The organism is Leuconostoc sp. DB-1, from assembly GCF_013414845.1.
Taxonomy (GTDB): Bacteria; Bacillota; Bacilli; order Lactobacillales; family Lactobacillaceae; genus Leuconostoc; species Leuconostoc mesenteroides.
Genome location: NZ_JABFNJ010000001.1, coordinates 1,025,436 through 1,044,346 on the forward strand (window position 1 = coordinate 1,025,436; position 18,911 = coordinate 1,044,346).

Here is an 18,911-nt window from a genome sequence, read left to right on the forward strand (position 1 = left end):
GTTACTTACGACGCAACAATTTGTAATCTTGTGCCTTTAAGCGTTTGATCTCTACGCTTGTTAATTTACGATACTCGCCCGGCTGTAGACCATTGACATCAAAAAAGGCATACTGCTCACGCTTAAGCTTTTGCACTGGTAGGCCAACCTTCGCGAGCATGTTTTTGACCTGATGATTACGGCCTTCATGAATAGTTATACGGACCATACTTGTTCTTTTTGTCGGCTCAATTCTTTCAATGGAAACACGAGCTGGCGCAGTTTTACGTCCCTTTAGGACCACTCCACGTTTCAAAGGAGCTAGCTTTTCTTCGGTTGCAATGCCTTCAACCTTTGCAACATAAGTCTTATCGACTTTAGTTTTAGGATGCATTAATTGATTAGCCACTACACCATCATTTGTTAATAACAAAACACCAGTTGTATCATAATCTAGACGGCCAACTGGATAAACACGTTGATCCACATCCTCTAAAATATCCAATACCGTACGACGACCTTTTTCATCATCATTGGTTGTCACAACCCCACGAGGCTTATTTAACAGGTAATAAACTAACTTCTCACGTCCTTCAATTGGCGCACCGTCGACCTGTACTTTATCATTTGCAGTAACTTTCGTACCTAATTCGGTAACAGTTTGCCCATTAACTTGGACACGCCCATTGATGATCAATTCTTCTGCGCCCCGTCGGGACGCTAGACCCGCTTGGGCAATAATTTTTTGCAGTCTCTGTGCTTCTTCAGACATTTTCTTTTTCACTTTCTGATTGATGTACATCAAATGCACTCGTAAATAGTTCGCCATCAATATCATCACTTAAATCTAACATATTAAAATCAGGTAACGGAGGTAATTCTTCAATACTTTTCAAACCAAAATAATCCAAAAATTCATCGGTGGTACCAAACATGATGGGACGTCCTGGTTCGTCTTTTCTGCCAACTTCGTGGACTAGTTGCCGTAATGCTAGCTTCTGTAAAGTTCCTGAGGATTGCACACCACGAATTGTATCAATTTCAACACGTGTAATTGGTTGCTTATAAGCGACAATAACTAGTGTTTCGAGTTGTGCTTGCGATAATGTTGCATTTACAGGTGAATCAAAATACTGTTTTACTGTGCCACCAAGTTCCGGTTTAGTCACTAGGCGATACACATCGTCACTTTCACGAATTTGTAATGCACTACTTAAATCAGTATCATACTTTAACACAAGTTCTTCAAGCAATCCTTGTATTGCTGAACGATCAAATCCAGTGATAATGCTCATATTTTTCACGGAAATGCCTTCATCGCCAGATACAAACAATAGTGCTTCTATTTGACTTAAATTATTCATCTTCGCCAAACGCCTCAATTTCTACATAAATTTCTTGTTGTTGGTGCTCTTGGTGTAATTTTAATCTTTTATCTTTGGCCATTTCTAATAACGCCAAAAAGGTGACTACCAAATGCTCCCGCTCGTAAATATCATCAAAAAAAGAAGCAAATGGAATCATATCCCCCGTTTGATGCTGTAAGAAATGTTTATTGATGTTGTTAACAGCTTCCTCAAGAGAATATGTTTCCGCAGTAACATGCCTTCTGATGGGTTTTTCCTGCTTTTTTCGCCGCAATAGTTGAGCAAATGCTGTTTGTAAATCCCCTAACGATAAACCAGGAGCTAAAGTTATGGGATGTTTCAAATTATCAGGAGCCTTCATTTGAGTACGTGGAAAAGATTGTTGTTTTAATTGTTCACGTTCACGCAAAGATTCGCTTGCCACTTGAAATTGTTTGTAGGTCAATAATTGTAGCATCAGCTCTTCACGTGGATCCGCATACTCTTCATCTACGGCATAATCATCTGGCTCTTCTTCTGGTAACAAATCAGCGGACTTTATCTTAACTAAAGTAGCAGCCATCACTAAATATTCACTTGCTACATCAAGCTGCATAGCCTGTTGTGCATGAATAAAATCTAAATACTGAGATGTAATGTCAGCAATTTTCAAATCAAAAATATTCATCTCGGATTTCTTAATTAAGTGTAATAACAGATCGATTGGCCCTTCAAAATCACTTAATTTAATTGTTAGACCGTTTTTCGCGATGTTGCTTTTCTCCATTTGTTAATTAACTTTTGATTATCCAAGGTACCCATTAAGAAGGCTTCAGAATGTTGCTCTTGATAATCAGAAATCATGTCGAAGTAGTTTCTGACACTGCGTGACTCTGGGGTTAAGGCAACATGACGAATTATAGCAATATTATTATAAATCTCAACACCTAGAACACCAAGTACTTGTCCTTGAGACTCTTTTTGCCAAACATATAAAGATCTTGCTTCATTATCATGATACCATGCTATTTCCGCATTTAAATGAGATATTTCACGTAGCCCTGGCAGCAACGATAAAATACCCATAATTGTTTTTTCATCTGATTGTCTTGATTGTGTCAACATAATTTTTACGCTCTGGGGTGGTATTCATCATACACTTCACTAAGTCTTTTTTTCGAAATATGGGTATAAATTTGTGTTGTCGAAATGTCCGCATGCCCCAATAATTCTTGAACTATACGCAAATCAGCACCGTTCTCTAAAATATGGGTAGCAAAAGAATGACGAAGTGTATGGGGAGAAACATCTTTAGTTATTCCAGCAGTTGTTACCAACTTTTTTATAATCTTCCATATTCCCTGTCGTGAAATTTGATTTCCACGATCGTTTAAGAAAACATAAGGAGACTCTTTGTCTTTAAGTAAAACGATACGGCTTTCATTAAAATATCGAGTCAGCCAATCAATCGCAATTTCACCAATTGGAATAATACGTTCTTTGTCACCTTTTCCAAGTGTTTGAATCAGTCCCAATTGCAAATGAAGGTCACTCATTTTTAAATTAACCAATTCACTGACACGCAAACCAGTTGCGTACATCACTTCTAGCAATGTTCTATTTCGAAGACCAAGTGGTGTATCTTCTATCGGTGCTTGTAATAAACGGTCAATTTCCTCTATGCTCAAAACTGCTGGTAGGTGCTCTGCTTTTTTGGGTGGGCGAACATCATTCATTGGATTATGAGCGACGACTTTTTCTCGCACTAAATAGCCAAAAAAGTTACGCAATGTCGTAACCATTCTAATCACTGAACTATTGGATTTTCCTAGATCTCTGAGTTGATTCAACCACGACAAGATAACAATATGATCAACTTGATCAAGCACCAGTTTCTCACCATTTAGATACTCACCAAATTGTACCAAATCTTGGTGGTAACTCTTAATTGTATTTTCAGATAAGCCACGTTCAATTCGAATATAGTGTAGATAATCTACTATCGCATTGTCAATTTCTTGCATCATTTCTCAACTAATTTTATACCATCGTCAATTTGTTCAATTAGTCTATCCTTGTATAAATGACCCAAGGCTCGTTTGAACTGACTCTTACTAAATCCAAATTGACGCTTGATTGCCTCTGGGTTACTTTTATCATTGAATGGTAAGAAATGATCCGCCCGTCGTTGCAATTGCAACAATAAGAATTGTGCATCCTCATCCATGGTCTTATAGGCCAAAGGTTTCAGTGATAGATTTAATGTGCCATCATCACGGACGCCGATAACACGTGCATCAACAACTTGTCCTAAACGTGGCTCATCGTCACGTTGCGAAGGATGAATAAAACCAAGATAATATTCATCAGTAATAACCAAAGTACCTGCCATTTTGTTACGATAAACTGTGGCTTTAACTGTGGTCGACTTCATACTTTCCGGTGCGCGACGCGATACAGCATTAATAATATGCTGTTGTGCTATTTCACCCCACAAACGGCCTTTATGATCTTCTTTAATGGCAATCATCAATTTGTCGCCTTTTTGTGGCCAAAGTGTTGAAATCGTTGGTAGATCATCAAGAGAAACAACGATATCCTTATTCGGCAAACCGATTGAAACAAAGACGCCCAAATCATGTCGATTCGCTACGACTGTTCCCCAACCGTATACTGATTTCTGTACAGCAGGCGTTTTCTTGGTAATTTGTAATTTGTGTCCTTCATTTTCATATGCAAAGCCAGTCACAAATCCACCGATTTTGAGAGGCTTCTCAAGTTCTGACTTATCAATTTCATATGTAAAGCCGTCGACTTGTGCAAAGAAATATTTTTCATTTTCATCAGTAACGTTTGCTTTAATTATTGTTCCAACTTTTGGATTCATAGCGTTTTCCTTAACGTACGCAACATCACGCACTTTTTATAATACTTATAGTTTACCATGTGTGGTTTACATAATCTATAACGGTCAATTAACCTTTTAACAGATTTTTCACTTGATTAGCAACAAATTTACCGTCAGCTTTTCCTTTGACTTGAGGCGTGACAATAGCCATCACTTTGCCCATATCTTTTGGAGATGTAGCGCCCGTCTTTTGGATTGCGTCCTTCACCAATTCGATAACCTTTTCGTCACTCAAAGGTTCTGGCAAATACTTTGCTAAAATAGCTAGCTCTGCGCGAATACCAGCAGCTAAATCTTCTCGATTGCCTTTCTCAAACTCTGTCAACGAATCTTGACGTTGTTTAACTTCACGTGAGAGGACTGTTAATTCTTCTTCCTTTGTTAAATCATGGCCTAAATTAATCTGCTCGTTCATAACCGTTGATTTAACCATGCGAATCACTGACAAAACATCTTTGTTTTTGTCTTTCATGGCCTGCTTTATATCATTATTTAACTCTTCTAATAAACTCATGTATATCAACCTTTCAAAATTTAATCTATTGTTATTCTACCATAAAAGAAAAACGCCACCTAAGTGACGTTTTAGAATCGAATTAACGACCCTTCTTCTTGTTACGCTTTTGTGCTGCTTCAGACTTCAATTTACGAGCAACTGAAGGCTTAACATAGTATTCGCGCTTACGGTATTCTTGGAGAGTACCGTCTTTTGAAACACCACGCTTGAAGCGACGCAATGCATCATCCAAAGATTCGTTCTTACGTACGATGACCTTTGCCATGTGATAACCCTCCTTTCTCGCATTTTATTTCGTTAAACGACATGCAGTAAATACTTATCTATTATGACAGACTTTCACGTAATCGTCAATACTATAAACACTGTAATCATGCATTTTATAGCAATTTCCAACATAATTAGTGATCAAGCTTAGATGTGTGCTTTGTATCCGTCATGCGCCAATAAACTAGCAAACTAATGAACACAACCACAGTAACATAGACGAAAAACAAATTTTCGTGATTTATTTTTTCAGGTACAAGGCAACGTATTCAACCGTGCCACCAAAAATGGCGACCGTCAAGCCATAAGGCAATCCAACACCTAATGCACGAATTTCAGTTGGGAACATTTCAGCTTTAACAATTGCATTAATTGACGTATAACCTGTAACAATAATTAATCCAGCCAGCATGAGTAAGAAAGCCCCCATCCCCGTTTTCACTTGTTGCAAAGTGAGAAAAATAGGAATTGTAAATATTGTCCCCATAATACCGAACCAAAACAATAATGGTTTACGACCTATTTTATCCGATAATGCACCGGCGATAGGTTGTAAAATCATAAAAATAAATAATGCTGCAAAGTTGATCAGTGTGACTTCTTGTGTTGGTAACCCAACAGAATTAATCATAAATTTTTGTAAATAAGTTGTATAAGTGTAGAAAGCGATTGTCCCACCGAGTGTTAATCCAACTACCGTCATGACAGATTTTGGATACTTTAACAAAAGTCGTAGACTACCATTATTGTTTTTCTTTTGTGCCTTAAATTGGTCAGATTCTTCCATGCTCAAACGAAGGAACAATACTACAATGGCTCCCAGAGAACCAATAACAAATGGAATACGCCAACCCCAGTCAGTCAACATCTCTTCTGATAATACTGATTGTAAAATAATTTGAACACCCAAGGCAATGAGCTGTCCACTGATTAATGTTACATATTGAAATGAAGCATAAAAGCCACGATGCCCGCGGCTGGCCATTTCAGAAAGGTAAGTTGCTGAAGTACCATATTCTCCACCCAACGATAATCCTTGGAATAGCCTTGCCAACACCAAGATGATTGGTGCAGCAATTCCTATTACATGATAACTAGGTGTTATCGCAATTACAAGCGATCCTGCGGCCATAATCAATACTGATAAGGTTAATGCGGCCCGTCGACCATGTTGATCCGCATATTTACCTAACACTAGACTTCCTAGAGGTCTCATCAAAAAGCCAATTGCGAAGACTCCTGCCGTACTTAATAATGCGGCCGTTTTGTCATGGCTGGGGAAAAATGATGGGGCAAAATAGATAGAGAACGAGGCATAAACATACCAATCGAACCACTCAATTAAATTACCTAAGGATCCCTTTAAAATATTACTGACAATTTTCTTTTCTGTACGTTGCATACGCTCACCTCATAATGTTTTCTTTACTGTAACGAACGCATAAAAAATAATCATCGTCATATTGCACAACTTTTTTAATTTTATTTGTACACAATAAGCAAACATGGCATAATAGTAACAACACAATTGGAGGTCGATTATGAACGTTAAAGAATTATTAGCTAACCCCGTATTAGCAGAATACCCAATTTTAGCAGGCGCCGAAGGGCTCAATCGCGAGATCAACCAAGTGGGTATGATTGATGCACCAGATTTTGATGAATATATTGCTCCTGGTCAATTACTGCTCACTACCGGCTTTTTGTTCAAAGAAGATTGGACATTACTGCGAGACTTAATTATCGCGCTAGATCATCATAATGCTGCTGGCTTGGGCATTAAGACGAACCGGCATTTATCACAGTTGCCACGTGATATTATTATATTAGCCAACAAACGTCGAGTACCAATCCTCATGACCCCAACTGATGAATTGATGCCACAAACAATTCAAAATATTACTGATATTATTCTGAACACTCATACGGGTGAACTGCATCAAATTGTTAATATTAATCATCAGTTGTCAACGATGCAAACTAATAATACTTATCAGCATCTGTTAAATCTTAGCGCGGAAATTTTAGAAGCACCACTAACCTTGTTGGACTCACATTTTCGTGCCTTATATGCCAGTACTGATTTACTTCCACAACGTGACTTTTTCACCAAATTTTTACGAGAAGAATCTGGAATTGATTATTTGAATTTAACTCAAAAGGTGCACGTTACCTTCAATAATACAATTTTCGAGATTTCTCCCATTTTTTCTGCTCTAAACGAAAATAAAGCCTTTGCAGCTATTATGAGTTCGAATAAGACACTATCAGATTTTGAACTTTTAAAACGCGAACAAGTAATTACTGCATTGGGATTTTCAAATTCGAGAACCGATTTGTTAAATGAAACTGAGTTTCGCAACCGTTCTGGCTTCTTTTTGAACATTATGCAACACGGGCTAAGTGATGACGCGATTGACAATTATCTAAAGAACGCAAATATTGATTCTAAAAATCCCTATCGCGTAGCGGTTATTGACTTTACAGCAAAAAAAACAGTCATTGAAACACATCAATTTGAAATATTACAAGCACTGACACGCTGGTTTGTTAACGAATCAAACTGGTCTGTACTCCTATTTTCCTATAAACAGCAACTGATTTTGTTAGTTGATAACAAAATTGATACACGCGCATTTCTCAAAGAACTATACGATTTTCTAACATCACAATCAAAGTTAGAATATAACTTTACCATCGGCTTTTCTCGAGTCGCAGAACCCATTCGTGCATTAGCAGATCTTTATGAACAAGCTAACCATGCGCTTCAGCTGACATCAGTAGCACATCCGATTATGCGATTTAGACCCAAGAGTGCCCAAGAAATGTTAAACTTGTTACCCAAGCAAGAGAGCGATGCTTTTGTGGAAAGAATTCTAGGCCCAATTTTAGACAATCCAAGTCTTCTCAAAACTTTGGAAACCTATATGTTCTTACATCAAAATGTAACAGCCGTCGCTTCTGATATGTTTGTACACCGGAATACCATTAATTATCGCTTGAAAAAAATATCTGAGTTATTAGATGTTAACCTTGACATGCCTGATGTTTTGGTCGATATTCAATTGGCTTTTTTGTTACTTGATTAGGCATAATGCACAATAGATTACCCTATTTTTGTTCACTAATAAATGAGGGTTTAATGATAACTGTGTTAGAATTGTTATCAATCGAGGAGGCATAATATTTATGAGTCAACAAAAAAACGCAACGATGAATGCCGATGGTACCATACGTGGTTTGAAAAAGAAGCACGTACAGATGATTGCCATTGGCGGTACCATTGGTACAGGACTTTTCTTGGGAGCCGGAAACTCTATAGCTAAAACTGGGCCATCTATTTTGATTGTATACGCAGTACTTGGTGCATTTTTCTTTATGATGATGCGGGGAATTGGTGAAATGCTTTATGCAGACCCTTCCCAACATACATTTGTTTCTTTTATCAGTAAGTATGTTGGTGCTGGAGCGGGATATTTCGCTGGATGGTCCTATTGGATTGGACTACTTTTCGTAGCTATGGCAGAATTAACAGCCGTATCAACTTACGTTAAGTTTTGGTTCCCAAGTTGGAAAACTTGGATAATTCAAATTCTCTTTTTGTTTGTTTTAACTATGATTAACTTAATTGCCGTCAGAGTATTTGGTGAAACGGAATACTGGTTTGCCATGATTAAGATCATTGCTATTGTAGCGATGATTGTAACGGGTCTAATATTAATCTTTACAGGATTTAAGGCGCCCGCAAGTGGTGGTCATACTGTCGCTTCATTTAGTAATGTATTCTCAAACTTTTCACTATTTCCAAATGGTGCTTCGATGTTCTTCGCTGCCTTTCCAATGGTATTTTTCGCCTTCCAAGGTATGGAATTCGTCGGTATCACAACAGCTGAAACGGAAAATCCACGTGAGGTTCTGCCAAAAGCCATTAATACAATTATTATCCGTATTTTGATTTTCTACTTAGGTGCCATGATTATTATTATGTCGATCATTAATTGGCATGTTATCGCTAAAACACCTGAATCAAGTCCCTTCGTTATGGTGTTCCAATTGGCTGGATTCAAAGCGGCTGCTACAATAATTAACTTTGTCGTACTAACATCTGCTGCTTCAGCCTTAAACTCAGCCATCTATTCTGCAGGACGACACTTCTACCAATTAGCTGAAGAGTCAGATTCAAAGTTTATGATTAATTTTCGTGAAATTTCATCAAATGGCGTTCCTGCTAAAGCAATTATATTCACAGCTATCTTAGTGTTAATATCACCAGTGATTAATTCGATACCACAGATTACCAGTGCATTCGGTTTAATTACATCGATCTCATCAAACATGTATATCATCGTTTATGCAATGACAATGTATGCTCATCGTAAATTCCGTGAATCAACTAATTTTATGCCAGATGGCTTCCTGATGCCAGGATACAAGTGGACTAGTCCACTAACATTGCTATTCTTCGTCAGCATTTACGCCAGTTTGTTCTTTCAAGCAGACTCTCGTGTTGCTGCCATCGGCGCAATTTTGTTCACGATAGTATTCGGTTACCTTTCTCACCGAAAGTTTTCTACAAAAAATGCAGTAACCGTGTAAAAAATAAAATAGAACAAAAAAAGGAGACAACATGATGTTGTCTCCTTTTTTATTAACTATAACTCTGGCTCGTAGAAACGTCCCACAGTGTGTTCGATTTTCCAAGTAGAAGAGAAAGCTTGTTCATCAACCTCTTTGATTGCTTCTCGTAACTCAAATCGTTCTTGCTGCGTGATAACGGTTAGTAGCACCGAACGCTCCCTCCCAGTGTAACCACCACGCGCCTCATCGATAATGGTAACGCCTCGTCGAAGCTTGTTTTGAATACTATCCACCATTTCATCTGGTTTAGTAGTAATAATCATCACTTGCATTTGCTGCTGTCGTGTATAGAAAACATCTATCATTCGTGAACTAATAATAACACCTACAATTGAGTACAAAGCATACTTCCAACCATATGTTAGCCCAGCACCGACCATAATCAAGGCATTGAAAGATAAATTAATTGGTCCCATTTTAAAGCCGTAATGCTTCTTAACTAAGAGACCAATAACATCTAAACCACCTGTTCCAACGCCATACCGTAATGCTGTACCAACCGCCATACCATTAAGCGCGCCACCAAACATAGCGTTTATTAACGGGTCAGTTGTTAAAACACGCGTGGTATCAAAGACAGGAATTAACGCCGAACTGAGCAAAACTGCTAGCGTTGTAAAGATAGCAAATCTCCACGACAACTTCCACCATGCAACGGCTAACATTGGTAAGTTAACCAAGGCTAGCGCTAAAGCGACGGGAATTCTATCGCCAGTTAAAGTTGAAACAAGTTGGGCAAATCCTGTGAATCCAGAGGAATAAATATGCCCTGGATGCCAGAAATAATTCATTGCAAAGGCAACGATTACACCATAAAATACCGCGCCACCAATACGACCAGCGTACTGGTTTTTCATAAAATTGTGAACAATTTTTTGCATAATCAATATGTATGTTATACGAGAAAAAATCTAATGTATAACACACATTTATCTCCAAGTTTTATCTAAGCTAATAATAACACGAATTTGTTTGATAACAATTACTCTGCTTCTGGAACAAACAATCCTAATTCGTTCAGTTGTTTGCCTTCAACACGAGTTGGTGCCTCAGTCATTGGTTCAGTAGCTCGTGAATTCTTTGGGAAAGCAATCACTTCACGAATATTTTCTTGGCCAGCTAGTAGCATTGCCAAACGATCCAATCCTAGTGCGATACCACCCATTGGTGGGAAACCATATTCCATACCCTCAAGCAAAAATCCAAAGGCTTCATGTGCTTTTTCAGGAGTAAATCCAAGTGCCTTTAGCATCTTTTCTTGGATATCCATACGATGAATACGAATTGATCCAGATCCTAGTTCGTAACCATTTAGTACTAAATCGTAGCTTTGCGCATGTGCCTTATGAGGATCTTCACCATCATTCAAGTAGTGTAAGTCTTCTTCATTTGGCATCGTGAATGGGTGATGAGCAGCAATCCAGCGGTCAAAGTCTTCAGAGTATTCAAACAATGGCCAATCCACAATCCAAGCAAATGCCCAAGGATTCGTTTGATCAATCAAATCTAATGCTTTAGCTGTTTCACGACGCAAATAATCTAGAGTCGCTGAAACGACATCAGCACGTCCGGCACCAAATAACAACAAATCTCCGACTTGAGCGTCTGCCGAAGCAATCAATGCTGCCTGTGCTTCGTCATCAAAGAATTTAGCAATAGGACCGGTCAAGCCTTCTTGCGCTACTTTCATCCAAGCTAGACCTTTTGCACCGAAACGTTCGATGTATTTTGTTAGCTTGTCAATGTCTTTACGTGAATAATGGTCAGCCCCACCAGGAACAGCCAATGCTTTAACAACACCGCCACCATTAATAGCATTTGCAAACACACCAAATTCACTATTTTTTACTGTTTCAGACAAATCCTTGATTTCGTAGGCTATACGTAGATCTGGCTTATCAGTACCAAAGCGATTCATAGATTCTTGCCATGTCAAAGTTGGAATGTTATCCGTGTCAAGATCAAAATCTACAACGTCATGCATCATCGCCTTAACCCATGCATTGACCAACTCACGGATTTCATCGGCTGTCATAAATGACGTTTCTACGTCCATTTGCGTGAATTCTGGTTGACGGTCACCACGCAAATCTTCATCACGGAAGGCACGGGCAATTTGGAAATAACGATCGAACCCTGCACCCATCAACAATTGTTTAAATAATTGTGGTGATTGTGGTAAGGCATAGAATGACCCTGGGAAAACACGAGATGGCACTAAGTAGTCACGGGCACCTTCTGGTGTTGATTTTGCTAGTACTGGCGTTTCGATGTTAATAAAATCATGAGTATCCATAAAATGCATGGCGCTACTCATAATTTTTGAACGAATGCGCAAGTTTTTTTGCATCTCAGGGCGGCGCAAATCTAAGTAACGATACTGTAGCTTTAATTCTTCATTGGCATTCACATCATCTTCAATATAAAATGGTGGTGTTTTTGACGTTGACAAAATTTCCGCCTCTGTTACATCGACTTCGATTGTTCCAGATTTTATTTTTGTGTTAATTTGATTTTCAGCACGTTCAATAACATGCCCAGTAATCTTTAGAACATATTCACTACGAACTTTTTCAGCGACTGCTAGTGCGTCCGCATTTGTTGCGTTAAAAGTTAATTGTACGATACCTTCTCGATCACGTAAATCAACGAATATCAAGTCTCCAAAATCACGTCGTTTTTGCACCCAACCGGTCAATGTGACTGTCTGATCTAAATATGTTTCATCAATTGATCCTGCGTAATTAGTACGTTTCATTCCTTGTTCCCTTCTGCATCCATGATAAGTGGTAAATTGGTATAAAGCTCTGACAATTGAACAGACTTTTGTTCGCCATTGGTCATATTCTTGATGTTAACAATTTGTTCTTCAAGTTCTTGCTCGCCAATCGTTATGACATATTTGGCATGATGACGATCAGCTGCCTTGAACTGTGCTTTCGCTGATTTTGACAAATAATCACGTTCAGCAACGTAACCAAATGAGCGAACAGCTTGAACAATTTTTGTTGCGATAACATCAGTAGTATCACCGATGTTAACTACGTAAAAGTCTAAATTCTGTTCCTCTGTTGGAGCAACATTTTGCGCTTGCAATAAATCCAGCAAACGTTCTACACCAATACCAAAGCCAACACCTGGTGTTTCCGGACCACCAAATTCCTCAACCAAACCAGAGTAACGACCGCCACCAGCAATCGTTGCAGCGCCTTTTAAACTTTCATCTGTAGTCATGATTTCAAAAATTGTGTCGTTATAATAATCCAATCCTCGAACCATTGTTGTGTCAATGTCAAAGTCTAAATTCAATGCAGTTAAAATATCTTGCAACTTTTCCCAGTGTTTAGTCGATTTTTCAGACAAAAAGTCCAGGATTGATGGTGCATCTGCAACAAAGACCTGATCACGGGGATCTTTAGAGTCCAATACACGTAATGGATTTTTTTCTAACCGAGCTTGTGAATCTGCAGATAGTTCATCAAAATGAGGTTTCAGATAATCAATTAAAGCTTGTCGGTAAGCATCCCTGGACTCCTTATCTCCCAAGGTATTAATCGCAACTTTCAAATTTTTTAACCCAAGCGTTTGGAAAAAATCAATGACCATCGCAATTACTTCAGCATCTAATGCGGGCGAATCTGATCCGAATACCTCTGCACCTATTTGATGGAATTGACGGAAACGACCAGCCTGTGGCCGTTCATAACGGAACATCGGCCCCATGTAAAATGCCTTATATGGTTTGTCAAATTCCGGTCCATATAATTTATTTTCCACATATGCTCGGACGACACCTGCGGTACCTTCCGGACGCAAAGCGATATGACGATCACCCTTATCATGAAAATCATACATTTCTTTTGTCACAACATCAGATGTATCACCAGCTGAGCGTGAAAAGACTTCGAAATTTTCAAATAACGGTGTGCGAATTTCTTTGAAATTATAGTCACCAAATAAAACACGGGCAACTGCTTCTACATGTTGCCACTGTACTGTTTTTTGAGGCAGTAAATCTGCTGTTCCTTTGGGACGTTGAAATATTGGTTTTGCCATAGTTGTTATCGTTTTTAGTGTTTTTTATCAGAATTTTGAAGTATACGACATGTTAGTTAACATATTCATCGCTATCCAAAAATAATCAACCACTGCAAACGTATTTCCTCCATTATTTTTTATCTTGCTATATAAAATCCGAAAAAAACGCCCTCAACGATTTCTCGTTAAGGGCGCAAATGCACGGTACCACCTTAGATTTTAACATTTTCATGTTACTTTAATTGCTTAACGCGCAACCACGAGCTATCTTGATCAATAGCAACCTCCAAGGTGTCCAAAATTACGTCTTTGTTTTGCTCGCATCTTCCGCAAAATTTCTTCATGTCCAGACGGTAATTTTTCCAATTCATCGGTTCTAATATAGATAATCATAGCTGTAAGGCTGAATAAAGTCAAGTGAAATATTTAATCTGTTATCTTATAAGTCACCGTGTATTCCTTCACCTGATTAGCTGGCAGCACAATATCCCCAAATCCCTCATGATTCACGGCGTCCGGCAATGTTTGCATTTCAACAGCAAGTGCTGTGAATGGTGCATTTTCTACCCAATCATCATCGTGATCTTTGATTCCTGGATTAGTCATAAAAATAACAACACCATTCCGATCTGAATCGACTGTTAGTGTTCGGCCACTAACAGGCTCTTGCACAATAACACCAACTTCATCACGCTGCTCATCTAGCAACCAGGCGTCATCAAATTGATCATCCCCAATTTTACGTAGCTGTGAGAAGTCAAATTTGGAATGCTGATTTTCTACCAATCGGCCAGTAGGAATTGTTTCGTCATCTACTTCAACATGTTTGTGAGATGCCACTCGCAACTCATGATTTGTGATATCGGCATCTTTTCCAGCTAGATTGAAATAAACATGTGTCATAGGATTATACAGTGTTGGTTCTGTTGATTCACCACTAAACTTAATTGTTAACTTATCGTCGTCATAAAGTGTGTAAGTCACATTCATCTGTAATTGGCCAGGAAATTCATCGTCAAACGTATGTGACAAAACAACTTCTGCAGCGGTACCCATGTTGCGTGCTGTTCCTTGCCAGTTAATCGTATCAAAACCATTTACACTTGAATGTAAGACATGCCCATTTTCATTTGGTGTTAATGTGAACGACGTGCCGGATAAATTGTATGCAGTTTTAGATAATCGACCACCCACACGTCCAATAGTATTTCCAAAATGAAAAGGATTGTCTAAGTAATGCTCTAAATCATCAAATTGAACAAGCAATTCTTTTTTCTCTCCTGATCGCTCAATAGAAAAAGACTGCCATGTCGCACCATACGATATAACCGTTACTTGAGTATGATTAATGTTTTCTAACGTGAACGCAGTTACCTTTTCGCCATCAGGCAATGTACCAAACACTTCTTCTGTAACTTTCATATGCTACCTCTTTCATTTAATTAAAAATTTTGTTTAAACTATTTATCTAACCCAATAATAAATCACCTGAATAACACATAACAAGTATTATCACTTATCAATAAATATTTTTAAAAAATGATATACTAATGTTGGAAGCGCTATCATTTTATTTTTAAAAAGGTCGTTAAATTATGGAAAAATCATTATTTAATATCGTTAATGAGCACACGCTTGAATCAAGTATATTCTTTGATTTCTCTGGCGTTAGTAAGACTTTTTCTGGTCATGCTTCTGGCCCATTAAAACGTTCACATTATTTGCTTCACTTTGTCTTAGAAGGCCAAGGAACTTACTTTACCATGAATCATAAATATACCCTGAAAGCAGGTGACTTTTTCCTTATACGACCTGATGAAACAATTTTTTACCAAGCTGATTTGCATAATCCGTGGCATTATGCATGGATATCCATTGGTGGTACTGAAACAGCGCAATTAATTGAGAACTTCTCGCCTTTTCGCAATCACCATGATACTTTCTCTTGCGCAACTGTTGAAAATTATCTTAAATTAATTGTTGAATCACTAACGTTAACAAGTCATAGGCCACAAACCGAATTGCGATTAAATCAAATTGCTAGTGAAATACTCCTGTTGCTAATGAAGGAAAACACTTGGAACGTCGTTGAGCATCAAAACGCAACAATACGCCCCATGTCAGAATACACTAAATTATCATTGGCCTATATCAATAATAACTTTACTTATGACACATCTATTACTGACATAGCTGATGCTATCAAAATCAACCGTTCTTACCTCTCGCGACTCTTTCGACGAGATGTAGGTATTTCACCAAAAAAGTTTTTATTACGCCTTCGTATTAACGAAGCTTGCCAATTACTTCAAACAACCCAGTTATCAATTAATCAAATTTCCGAAAAGGTTGGTTTTAGCAATCCATCTGTTTTCGGCCACTCATTTACAGAGCTCATCCATGAAACACCTAGTGCATATCGAAAACGAAGAAGTTTCAACAATATCCAAGAACAACACTCATTAGAATGGCAACAGATCAATGATATTTTAGGACATTTAAGTGCTGTGCAGCAATCTACTTAATCATTAAGCTTAGTCGTGCCATTGCCAACATGTGCCACGTAAAATTCTGGGGCATAGCCGACCACATTCATATAGTCATCATAGACTTTGTTTTCAAAATTGGAAATGGCTGTTTCTTTAACAAGTGCTATTGCACAACCACCGAATCCAGCACCTGTCATTCGTGCTCCTAAAACACCTGGCTGTTTTTGTGCGGACTGCACTAGCGTATCTAATTCAAGTCCAGTAACTTCATAATCTGCTTTTAGAGAGGCATGAGAATCATTCATTAGTTGTCCAAATGTTTGCAAATCACCGTCGGACAACGCTTTTTTTGCTTTTAAAGTGCGCTGATTTTCATAAACTGCATGACGTGCTCGTTTTACGAGTGTTTCGTCGTGAATTAATGCAACATTGTCATCAAATTCTTCATCAGTCAATTCACCTAATGAGTTAATATTAAGTTCTGTTTGTAATAACTTTAAAGCAGTTTCACATTGTGCGCGCCTTTCATTGTACTTCGAATCGCCTAATTCACGACGTTTATTCGTATTCATAATAACAATCGCATATTCACCAAGAACAATAGGAACCAACTCATACGTCAAAGTATTTGTGTCTAACAAAATAGCCTTTTGTTCTTGACCAAAACCAATTGCAAACTGATCCATAATGCCAGTATTGAGACCAAAGTATTCATTTTCAACTTTTTGACCAATTTTAACTAATGATAACCTAGAAACATCCAGATCAAACAAATCCTCTAAAACAATACCCACTAATAACTCTAACGACGCTGATGAGGAAAGGCCTGCACCATTGGGAATGTTGCCCTCGACCAACAGATCAAATCCTGTGTCGAGTACATAACCCTGCTCTATTAATTTGACGATAACGCCTTTAACATAGTTGGTCCACCCATCGTTTTCGTCAAAATCAAGCTTCTTATAGTCTAACTGAACTACGCCTTTTTCATCAAAATTAACCGAATAAACTAAAATACGATCATCATCTCGTTTTCTGGCAACACCGTAAGTCCCATAGGTAATTGCAGCCGGAAAAACGTGACCGCCATTATAGTCCGTATGCTCACCAATTAGATTAATCCGACCTGGCGAAAAATACTGTTGGGTTTCGTGAGGGCCAAACTTTTCAGCAAATTTCGTGTTTAGTGCCTTAATTCTTTTCATGAGTAGTCAACCTTTCAAATTATACTAATTACTTCTTGCTGTAGCGTAATTCAAGTTCTGCAACTATCTTCGCATGCTTTTTTTCAGTTAGTGTCACTTTAAACATGAAAATAAGTAAAGAAATAATCATCAATGCTGCAGGAATATAAAATGCATATAATTTATAAGTATGGATGCCGCTGGCCGTCATATCATTAAATGTTGCATTTCCGGTCATACCAGCAGCAATTGCAACAAACCCAACAATAGCATTTGAAAATGCGCCAGCTAATTTATCTAATAACGGACGTAATGACAGTGTTACGGCCTCGTTCCGCTGACCATTTTTCCATTGTCCATACTCCACAGAATCTGTAATCGTCATTAACACTGACAAAAAGATAAGTTGTTGTGGGAAATAAAAGAATACTAAGCCAAGGCCAACAATCCACAAGTTACTACCGGCTATTGTAAACATGACATATGCCAGTACCATCAGGGCAATACCACTAGCAAACACATAACGACGTGTCATTACTTTGGCCAAGAATGGGAATAAAGGCACAGCAATTATACCAGTAATCATTGAAATCACACCAACCATCGCAAACTCTGTTACGTGACCGATAACAAATTTAAAATAAAACAGCAGCACGCCTGTGGTTGCTACGTTGGCAATTGCGTAAAACATGTAAGATAGTGCTAACCAAAGCAACTGATCATTCTTAAGGATGGCCTTAAAAACGTCAATAATATTGTATTTTTCGCTGGCTTGTGTCCTTAAAACGGTTTCGTTTTCTTTTGAAAATTTAGCTGTTACTATTGCTGAACCAGCTGACAAAACCGCAACAATTAATGCAAACCAGAACCAGCCAGTTGCACTCTCTTTACCACTACCACCCGTGAGCACAGTAAAGAATGCCACAATAGGTACAACCAAGGCAGTTGTACCATTAGCACCCAATGATGAACCAAAGCGAGCAAATGTTGCTAAAGTACCACGTTCCGCGGTGTCAGTTGATAACGCCGGAATCATTGACCAAAAGGCAATATCTTTGAATGAGTAGAAACTATCCAAAATGATAAAAACAATTGTAAACAGTACGAGGTAGAGTGTTGGGTTACTAACAGATAAACCGAAAAAGTTTGTGAAGATTGCCAGTAAGGATATACCCGAGACAACTCCACCAATCACTAACCAAGGTTTGAATTTTCCAAATTTGGTTCGTGTATTATCAATAATACTACCAATAATCGGATCAAAAATAATTTCTACTAAGCGAATACCGACGACTAGTGAGGTAACAATACCAATATACTTGGACTCAGTCGCCTTATCACTCCCCGCAAATAGTGTGCTTGTAACAAAAATCATGAAATATGTTGATAACGTTACATAATACGCATCGTGCCCGAATGCACCAAAAGCGTATGAAAAACGTTGCTTCATTTTATCAGACATCTTTCGACTCCTTATATTTTATTAAGTTCAGGGTATGTATTAACAATACTATGTAAGCGTTTACAAATAAAGTGTAATTTGTA

The 18,911-nt window shown here is 38.2% G+C and carries 17 protein-coding genes and 1 pseudogene; 3 read left to right on the forward strand and 15 right to left on the reverse strand.

What is annotated here, in order from left to right; translation table 11 throughout:
- Position 1 precedes the first annotated feature (1 nt).
- The 9 genes and pseudogenes from HFP47_RS04980 to HFP47_RS05020 all read right to left on the reverse strand — a co-directional run bounded on the left by HFP47_RS04980 (position 2) and on the right by HFP47_RS05020 (position 6,419).
- A complete protein-coding gene (locus tag HFP47_RS04980; RefSeq protein ID WP_048593107.1) occupies positions 2 to 751 on the reverse strand; it encodes a pseudouridine synthase in 750 nt (249 codons plus the stop codon).
- Positions 744 to 1,343 (reverse strand): SMC-Scp complex subunit ScpB, encoded by a 600-nt coding sequence (gene scpB / locus HFP47_RS04985; RefSeq protein WP_014324860.1) that lies wholly within the window; start codon positions 1,341 to 1,343, stop codon positions 744 to 746. Before scpB ends, HFP47_RS04980 begins: the two co-directional genes overlap by 8 nt.
- Positions 1,336 to 2,112 carry a ScpA family protein gene (locus tag HFP47_RS04990; RefSeq protein WP_010293839.1) on the reverse strand — a complete coding sequence of 259 codons (777 nt, stop codon included), beginning with the start codon at positions 2,110 to 2,112 and terminating at the stop codon, positions 1,336 to 1,338. Before HFP47_RS04990 ends, scpB begins: the two co-directional genes overlap by 8 nt.
- A complete protein-coding gene (locus tag HFP47_RS04995; RefSeq protein WP_179876159.1) occupies positions 2,079 to 2,450 on the reverse strand; it encodes a riboflavin biosynthesis protein RibT in 372 nt (123 codons plus the stop codon). Before HFP47_RS04995 ends, HFP47_RS04990 begins: the two co-directional genes overlap by 34 nt.
- Positions 2,451 to 2,455: 5 nt before the next feature.
- Positions 2,456 to 3,352 (reverse strand): site-specific tyrosine recombinase XerD, encoded by an 897-nt coding sequence (xerD, locus tag HFP47_RS05000; RefSeq protein WP_042253043.1) that lies wholly within the window; start codon positions 3,350 to 3,352, stop codon positions 2,456 to 2,458.
- Positions 3,349 to 4,212, reverse strand: coding sequence for a S1 RNA-binding domain-containing protein (locus HFP47_RS05005; RefSeq protein WP_011680014.1), 864 nt, complete (start codon positions 4,210 to 4,212; stop codon positions 3,349 to 3,351). The genes xerD and HFP47_RS05005 overlap by 4 nt, the downstream gene beginning before the upstream one ends.
- 88 nt (positions 4,213 to 4,300) lie before the next feature.
- On the reverse strand, positions 4,301 to 4,747 hold the full coding sequence (locus tag HFP47_RS05010; protein ID WP_014324863.1) for a GatB/YqeY domain-containing protein: 447 nt from the start codon (positions 4,745 to 4,747) through the stop codon (positions 4,301 to 4,303).
- A gap of 82 nt (positions 4,748 to 4,829) precedes the next feature.
- Positions 4,830 to 5,015, reverse strand: coding sequence for a 30S ribosomal protein S21 (rpsU, locus tag HFP47_RS05015; protein ID WP_011680015.1), 186 nt, complete (start codon positions 5,013 to 5,015; stop codon positions 4,830 to 4,832).
- Positions 5,016 to 5,151: 136 nt separating this feature from the next.
- Positions 5,152 to 6,419, reverse strand: a pseudogene (locus HFP47_RS05020) (MFS transporter).
- 139 nt (positions 6,420 to 6,558) lie between these two features.
- Between HFP47_RS05020 and HFP47_RS05025 the strand changes: the two are divergent.
- Positions 6,559 to 8,106, forward strand: a complete 1,548-nt coding sequence (locus tag HFP47_RS05025; protein WP_011680017.1) for a PucR family transcriptional regulator — start codon at positions 6,559 to 6,561, stop codon at positions 8,104 to 8,106.
- 100 nt (positions 8,107 to 8,206) lie between these two features.
- Positions 8,207 to 9,613, forward strand: coding sequence for an amino acid permease (locus HFP47_RS05030; protein ID WP_011680018.1), 1,407 nt, complete (start codon positions 8,207 to 8,209; stop codon positions 9,611 to 9,613).
- Between the two features lie 56 nt (positions 9,614 to 9,669).
- Here HFP47_RS05030 and HFP47_RS05035 read toward each other — a convergent pair whose 3' ends face one another.
- From HFP47_RS05035 to HFP47_RS05050, 4 genes are all read right to left on the reverse strand, one after another.
- Positions 9,670 to 10,536: a YitT family protein gene (locus HFP47_RS05035; RefSeq protein WP_002814812.1), complete on the reverse strand. Its 867-nt coding sequence runs from the start codon at positions 10,534 to 10,536 to the stop codon at positions 9,670 to 9,672.
- Positions 10,537 to 10,637: 101 nt separating this feature from the next.
- A complete protein-coding gene (gene aspS, locus HFP47_RS05040) occupies positions 10,638 to 12,413 on the reverse strand; it encodes an aspartate--tRNA ligase (protein WP_179876160.1) in 1,776 nt (591 codons plus the stop codon).
- Complete coding sequence (gene hisS, locus HFP47_RS05045) at positions 12,410 to 13,711, reverse strand: histidine--tRNA ligase (RefSeq protein WP_011680020.1); 1,302 nt, start codon at positions 13,709 to 13,711, stop codon at positions 12,410 to 12,412. The genes aspS and hisS overlap by 4 nt, the downstream gene beginning before the upstream one ends.
- A gap of 408 nt (positions 13,712 to 14,119) precedes the next feature.
- Positions 14,120 to 15,115 carry an aldose epimerase family protein gene (locus HFP47_RS05050; RefSeq protein WP_042253053.1) on the reverse strand — a complete coding sequence of 332 codons (996 nt, stop codon included), beginning with the start codon at positions 15,113 to 15,115 and terminating at the stop codon, positions 14,120 to 14,122.
- A 173-nt stretch (positions 15,116 to 15,288) separates the two neighbouring features.
- On the opposite strand from HFP47_RS05050, the gene HFP47_RS05055 reads away from it, so the two are divergent.
- Positions 15,289 to 16,218, forward strand: coding sequence for a helix-turn-helix domain-containing protein (locus HFP47_RS05055; RefSeq protein ID WP_042253055.1), 930 nt, complete (start codon positions 15,289 to 15,291; stop codon positions 16,216 to 16,218).
- Here the strand turns inward: HFP47_RS05055 and HFP47_RS05060 are convergent.
- Both HFP47_RS05060 and HFP47_RS05065 read right to left on the reverse strand, forming a co-directional pair.
- Positions 16,215 to 17,387 (reverse strand): galactokinase, encoded by a 1,173-nt coding sequence (locus HFP47_RS05060; RefSeq protein WP_048592192.1) that lies wholly within the window; start codon positions 17,385 to 17,387, stop codon positions 16,215 to 16,217. The two genes, HFP47_RS05055 and HFP47_RS05060, sit on opposite strands and share 4 nt — an antisense overlap.
- Positions 17,388 to 17,415: 28 nt before the next feature.
- Positions 17,416 to 18,828, reverse strand: a complete 1,413-nt coding sequence (locus HFP47_RS05065; protein ID WP_011680024.1) for a glycoside-pentoside-hexuronide (GPH):cation symporter — start codon at positions 18,826 to 18,828, stop codon at positions 17,416 to 17,418.
- Between the last annotated feature and the right edge of the window lie 83 nt (positions 18,829 to 18,911).